Genomic DNA, 5,586 nt, shown 5'->3' on the forward strand with positions numbered 1-5,586 from the left:
GGGGTAGGCCGGGTGGGGAACGCCGCACCGGTGATACGGCCCTGCTGGGTCGCACGGGCCTGCCGGCCAGGATCGGGCTGGGTGGGTGAACCGGGCGGGGCTGGTCGGATGATGCCATCGTCGATGATTTCCTTGGCCTGAGCGGTCCCGGCCGCGCTGTGCGGTGCCCTGTCGTGCCGCGGCTGGGGTTCGAGCGGCTCGGCCCGCTCCGTCAGCGCGGGCGTGCGCTGGGCAAGGAGGAACTGGGCGGCGAACAGCAGACAGGTGACGGTGTCGACCGCCTTCTGTTCGATCGCGCTGATGGCGTCGAGCAGCGGATCGGAGTAGGTCGTGGGCTGTTGGTCACTCATGTCCGGATCACTCCTCGGGTCGGTTGATGTCCTCCCCCCGCCTGGAGGGATCCGTCGCCCAATTCGGTCATGCGACGAGCGCGAAGGTGAGGGCGCTGAAGTGGGTGGTTCGTGTTCTCCCGGTCGGGGTGTCGGTCCACCAGGCGCCGAGGCGGATGATATTGATCGCGGTGGTGGCGAAAACGTGAGCGAGATGATTCTTGGGCAGGCCGTGGTAGCGGGAGTGGCGGATGCCCGCGGCCGCTGGTGCCTGTGGCCTGGTGCCTGTGGCCTGGTGCCTGTGGCCTGGTGCCTGTGGCCTGGTGCTCTCGATCCCGGCCCGGATATCGTAGCGCTGTTTCCAGACGTCGGTGGCCTGCTCGGTGCGGATGCGTTCGAGCAGGTGGTGCTGTTCTCGGGGACGCCCGGCAGCGTCACGCAACGCCCGCGCACCGTCGCCGTGGAGACGCCCGCTAACGCTCACGTAGCAGCTTGGTGGGCTGCTGCGGTGTGGGCGTGGCGGCGTCAGGCGCCGACGTGGATGTGGGACGCCCACTGTGACGGGGATCGCGGTGCGTAGTTGCGCTGGGCACGGGTGGCGTTGTGAACGGCCGCGGCCACGTCGCTACCGTCGGCTAGGAACCTGTAGATATTTTCCGCGAGGTCGACGGCGATCTGGTCGTTGATGGGCCACAGCGTGGCGATGACATGCCGGTAGCCGGCGAGCTGGAAGGCGGAGGCGAGGTGCATCGCCTCGTCGGAAAGCTCGCCGCCCGGGCGGGCGGTTTCGCACGCGGACAGGTACGCAAGTTCGGCGTCGGTGAGCCTGAGGCGGTTGACGTCCAGAACGGTGAGGGGCTGGTCGTGTAGTAGCAGACGGCTGGTCGATGGGGCGGAGATGGCTGCCTCGCCATGGCAGGCGAAGTGTACCCAGCGTGCCTGCGGCAGGGCGGCCAGCACCGCAGCGCGGGTCGCTTTGTCCTGGACCAGCGTGCTCACCCGTTCGTGCAGAATCCGCGTGAGGATGGCGGCTTCGAGGTGTGCGCCGGGCAGGTCGCCGGCGTCGGGGGTGTGGGGCATCACCACGACCAGCGCGCGCCTGCCCTCGTCGTTCGCTGACGGAAGGCCGACAAGCGTCGCCGCGTCGGGCGCGGTGCGCCGAGCATGGCCCAAGGCGCGGATCGTCGGAGTGTACGAACAGATCACTCTGTCGATCAGCGTGTCCGGCGCCGGATCGAACCGAGCCTGGTGGTGGCCTGCCGCGTGCACGGGAAGGAACGACAACAGCCCCGACAGGCACCACCACATCCGCGGCCACGAGGTGCCCGTTGCCGGTGGTCCGTGGATGTCCAGGCGTTCCAACACCGGTCCGGCGAGGACGTCCCACAGCCAGCCGAAGACGTTCGAGAGCCCCTTCTCGTCGCCGCGTTCGACAGCCGTCAGGAAAGCGAGGACCTGGTCACCAACGGCTTCTTCAGTGAGGTCCGGCAGGGGTAGGAGCTGCACGCCGGCCGTGGTCAGGATCAGGGCATCGCAACGGATCTCGCTGACGTTGACGGCCACGATCGGCCCCTGGCTCGCGGCGTGCCGAAGATCGTCGATGGTTGGGGGCAGAAGAAAACGCTCGAAGTCCGGCAGGCTGCGGATCCCCGAGACGAGGCTTGCGAACCGCGCCGCGCGGGCATGCCGCCGGTCGGCACCGCGTCGTGCCGTGCCCGTCGCGTCGTTTCCGACGAACGGCGGGGACGCCTGCTCCGCCAGCGGTGTGTCGGATCCGTCGAAGGCGGGAGGAGCGTCGAACTCATCCTGAAGCCGCCTGAACAGCGCGGCCTTCTCCGGGTCTCTTGCGGCAAGGAGGGCGAGGTCCGTACGGGCGTCGAGAATCTGGCCGAGGATGACTCCGCGTCCTTGCTCCCAGAGTTCCAGGGCGCGTTCGACCTTGCCGACCTGTAAACACGCTGCGGCGGCCTGCGATCCCAGCCGGGACAGGGTGACGAGACGATACTCCTGGTCTTCGCGGTCAAGGCTGCGCGGCGCGACCTGTCCCAGCAGGTCCACAGCGGTGCTGTAGCCGGCGACAGCCTGCTGCCAGTCGCCCGCGGTGGCCGCCAGGCTCGCCCATGCTCCCGCCGCCTTCGCTCGGATACTGGGCGCTGCCGTTGCCAGCGCGGCGGCACGTCGAAACACGGCGATGCCGGCATCCCGATCCGCCGGCCTCCCAGTGTGTTCGAAACGGTTCCACAAACTAAGACCGAGGCCGGACAGGGAAGTGGCAGCATCCGGGTCATCACCGTGGCCGTCGACCGCCATCCGGTACGCCGCCACGGAACCGTCCAGGTCGGGCATGTCTTCTGTCCGGTCAAAGCGGAGATGGAGGGTCTTGCCGAGATTCGACGCCGCGGCCGCGACAAAGGCTCTGTTCTCTTTGGCCTCGGCGGCGGCGAGCGCCGCGCGGGCAGTTCTCACCGCCTCGTCCAGATCTGCGGAGGTACCAGCCAGCCGGGCGCGTTGTGACAGTGCCCTGCAGAGGTTCACCATGACGGGGACCCAAGCCGTGTGCTCCGTCGAGGTGGCAGCCGCCGCCTGCCGGCCGACGGTGACTGCCTCGTCCAGGTCGGCCGCGCGCCCGATTCGATCCGCGCGCAGACTCACCACGGCTCCGAGATTGGTCAGTATCACGGCCCGTTCCGCGTGGCTGGCCGGCGTCGCCACTACCGCCTGCCGGCAGACCTCCACAGCCTCATCCAGGTCAACCAGCAGCCCGACCCGATCAAAACGTGCCCGGAGAATGTTGCCCAGATTGGAGAGACGCCGGGCACGGTCCGGGCTGCCGGGAGGAGTCACAGCCACTGCCCGCCGGGCCGTCTCCACCGCCGTGGTGAGGTCGGAGTCCGTCCCGGTGTGCAGCGCCCGGACCAGCAGCGCAGCACTCAAGTTTCCCAAGACGACCGGAAAGTGCGGATGGCTGGGAGGCGTTACTGTGGCCGCGCGGCCAAAGATATCGATGGCGGCCGTTAGATCCGTCGAGACCCCGGCCTGCACGAAACGCGTCTGCAGCGCGACGGCCAGATTGGTGAGCATCGTCGCGTACTGAGGATGGTGGGCCGGCGTCACATCGACGGCGCGTCGACCCTGTTCCACTGCCTCGTCGAGATCGGCTCGCGCGCCCGTCCACTCGAACCGGGAACGCAGAATGTTACTCAGGTTTGACAGATAACGGCCGCTATTAGGATCTTGTGGCGGGATGACCGCGACCGCCTGCCGGATTGCCTGCAGGGATTCCTCCAGGTCCGCCGGCGACTTCCGGTGCACACATCGCGCCCATAGCGAACCACTGAGACCCGACAGCACCAGGAAGCGGGAAGGGTGGTTCTCCGGTGCCCGGGTGGCGGCCAGCCGGCCGAGGTCGACCGCCTCGTCGATGTCGGAGTCCGAACCCGTCCAGGCGAACCGCGTCTGTAACGCCGTCGCGAGATTGGAAAGGAGCCCGACGTGAAGCGGATGACTCACGGGCGTAACAGCAGACGCGCGTCGGAACAGGGCGATCGCCTCGCTGAGACCGTCGACGTCACCGGTTTTCGTCGACTGGCCGTACAGGTGTTCGGCGCGAAGTGCCAACCTTTCCCGGCTGCTCGGGTTCATGTCAGCCCCGTCAAGGGCGTCACGGATCTCGCTGGGTAGAAGGGTCGGATTCGACCGGTGGACCGATGCCAGCAGTTCCCGTGCCCGCGCCAGGTCCGGCCGGCCATCGTCACCTCCCAGCACAAGATAACGACACCAGTACAGAAGACCGGCCGCGAGCAGAACATCCGTGTCGATGGACGGATCCGGGACGGCGTTCAAGAGACCCATCACCTCCAACACCGCATCGTTGGCCAACACGATCTCGGGGGAGCTTTCGGCGGCGAACAGCTCCAGTCGCCCCTGGACCCTGGCAAGAAGATAGTCCCGCATCGACTCGTTCCCCTCTCCTCTGTGACGAGGCTTCCTCAGCGTCCGGCCTTCCGGGCCGGACCCATACCTGCCGAATTTGCTGGTTTCGAACGTGGCAGAGTCTCCCCTTTGTCCGCAGTGTCTGTCCAGAACCTCGACGTTTGAGAACCTCGACGTTTGAGGAAAAGGACGCGTGACGGTGTTGGCAATGTTGTTGCAGCGAGATCAGAGGGAGATCACGGGGCGGGCTGTGTGAAGTTAGGGGTGTTGTTGTCGGAACCGCGCCAGAGGTAGGCGGTGAGGGCTTGCCCCGCGGGTTTTTCTTCTGCGGGGGTGTGGGGGAGCGGCCAACGAAGGTGGGTGTAGAGCTGGGTGCGGTGAGTGTCGAAGGCGACTTCGATCAGTTCGCCGAACGCCTGCGCACGGGCGGGGATGACGACGGTGACGGTGATGGTGGCGACGGCGAGACCCGTAGGGATGGCAAGCAGGGTGTAGAGGCCACCGGTGGCGGCGAAGAGCAGCGCCCACAGGGTAATGGTGGCGGCAGTGTCGAGGGCGGTGCGGGCGGCGGCGAGGTCGGTCCGGTGGGTGTCAGGGAGCAGGGGCCAGAGACGGGGCCAGCAGATAATGGTGTCCAAGCCGTATTTGTCAGTGGGGCGTCGTTCGGCGGCGCGCAGGATGTTGCCCGTGCGGGTGGCTAGGAAGAAGCCGGGGGAGCTTGGGGACGGATGCTGTCGGCGACGCCGTTCGAGGCGGGTGTAGACGACGAGCTGCCGGTTTGTGGGGGTGTTCGGGGGTTGCACGGCAGTGTGTGCTGTCTGCCAGGCGAGGTCGTCTGCGGCGGCGCGTGCCGCAGCGCGGGCGGCGAGGCGGTGGCGGAGGGGGTCGGCGATGGCCGGCCAGTAGCCCTCAAGCAGTCGGAGCAGCGGAGTGGCAGCACTGCTGACCAGGATCGCGGTGGCTGCGATGCCGAGTAGGGCGGTGAGGATGGTGAGGGTTTGGATTGCGGGAGTTTGCCGGTCGAGCCAGCTGGTGTGGTTGCTGAGGGTGTGAAGGCCGCCGTGGTGGTAGGCCCAGACGGCGAGGAAGGCGAGCCAGTACACCAGGGCGGGGACGGCGATCGATGCCCACCGGTCGGCGACTTTCCCGCCGACTGTTTTCCAGAACTCCTCGAGCATGCCTGTCAGCCTCGTACGAGGGTGACCTGGTGGGTGGGGCAGGTGGGGATGGCGCTGCCTAGGTCAGGCCGGTACCAGGTGTAGTCGCCGCGCGGGCAGTTGTACCGGTCGGCGGCGACTGGACCTGGGTCGCCGAGGGGGCTGGG

Annotated in this window: 4 protein-coding genes; all 4 read right to left on the bottom strand. The window is 67.6% G+C overall.

From position 1 onward, the window contains the following. Window positions 1–350 (bottom strand): hypothetical protein (locus tag AC08OO_RS22285; RefSeq protein WP_476619027.1); only part of this gene is annotated, 350 nt, incomplete at its 3' end. A gap of 67 nt (window positions 351–417) precedes the next feature. After that, window positions 418–813 carry a transposase gene (locus AC08OO_RS22290; RefSeq protein ID WP_476611637.1) on the bottom strand — a complete coding sequence of 132 codons (396 nt, stop codon included), beginning with the start codon at window positions 811–813 and terminating at the stop codon, window positions 418–420. A gap of 41 nt (window positions 814–854) precedes the next feature. Then, window positions 855–4,283, bottom strand: coding sequence for a CHAT domain-containing protein (locus AC08OO_RS22295; protein WP_476611638.1), 3,429 nt, complete (start codon window positions 4,281–4,283; stop codon window positions 855–857). Between the two features lie 215 nt (window positions 4,284–4,498). Next, a complete protein-coding gene (locus AC08OO_RS22300) occupies window positions 4,499–5,440 on the bottom strand; it encodes a hypothetical protein (protein ID WP_476611639.1) in 942 nt (313 codons plus the stop codon). Window positions 5,441–5,586 lie beyond the last annotated feature (146 nt).

This window comes from Frankia sp. CeCAU1, assembly GCF_977971845.1.

Excerpts from the sequence above, each read along its gene's own strand:
- AC08OO_RS22295 (WP_476611638.1), bottom strand. The coding sequence starts at position 4,283 with ATGCGGGACTATCTTCTTGCCAGGGTCCAGGGGCGACTGGAGCTGTTC.
- AC08OO_RS22300 (WP_476611639.1), bottom strand. The coding sequence starts at position 5,440 with ATGCTCGAGGAGTTCTGGAAAACAGTCGGCGGGAAAGTCGCCGACCGG.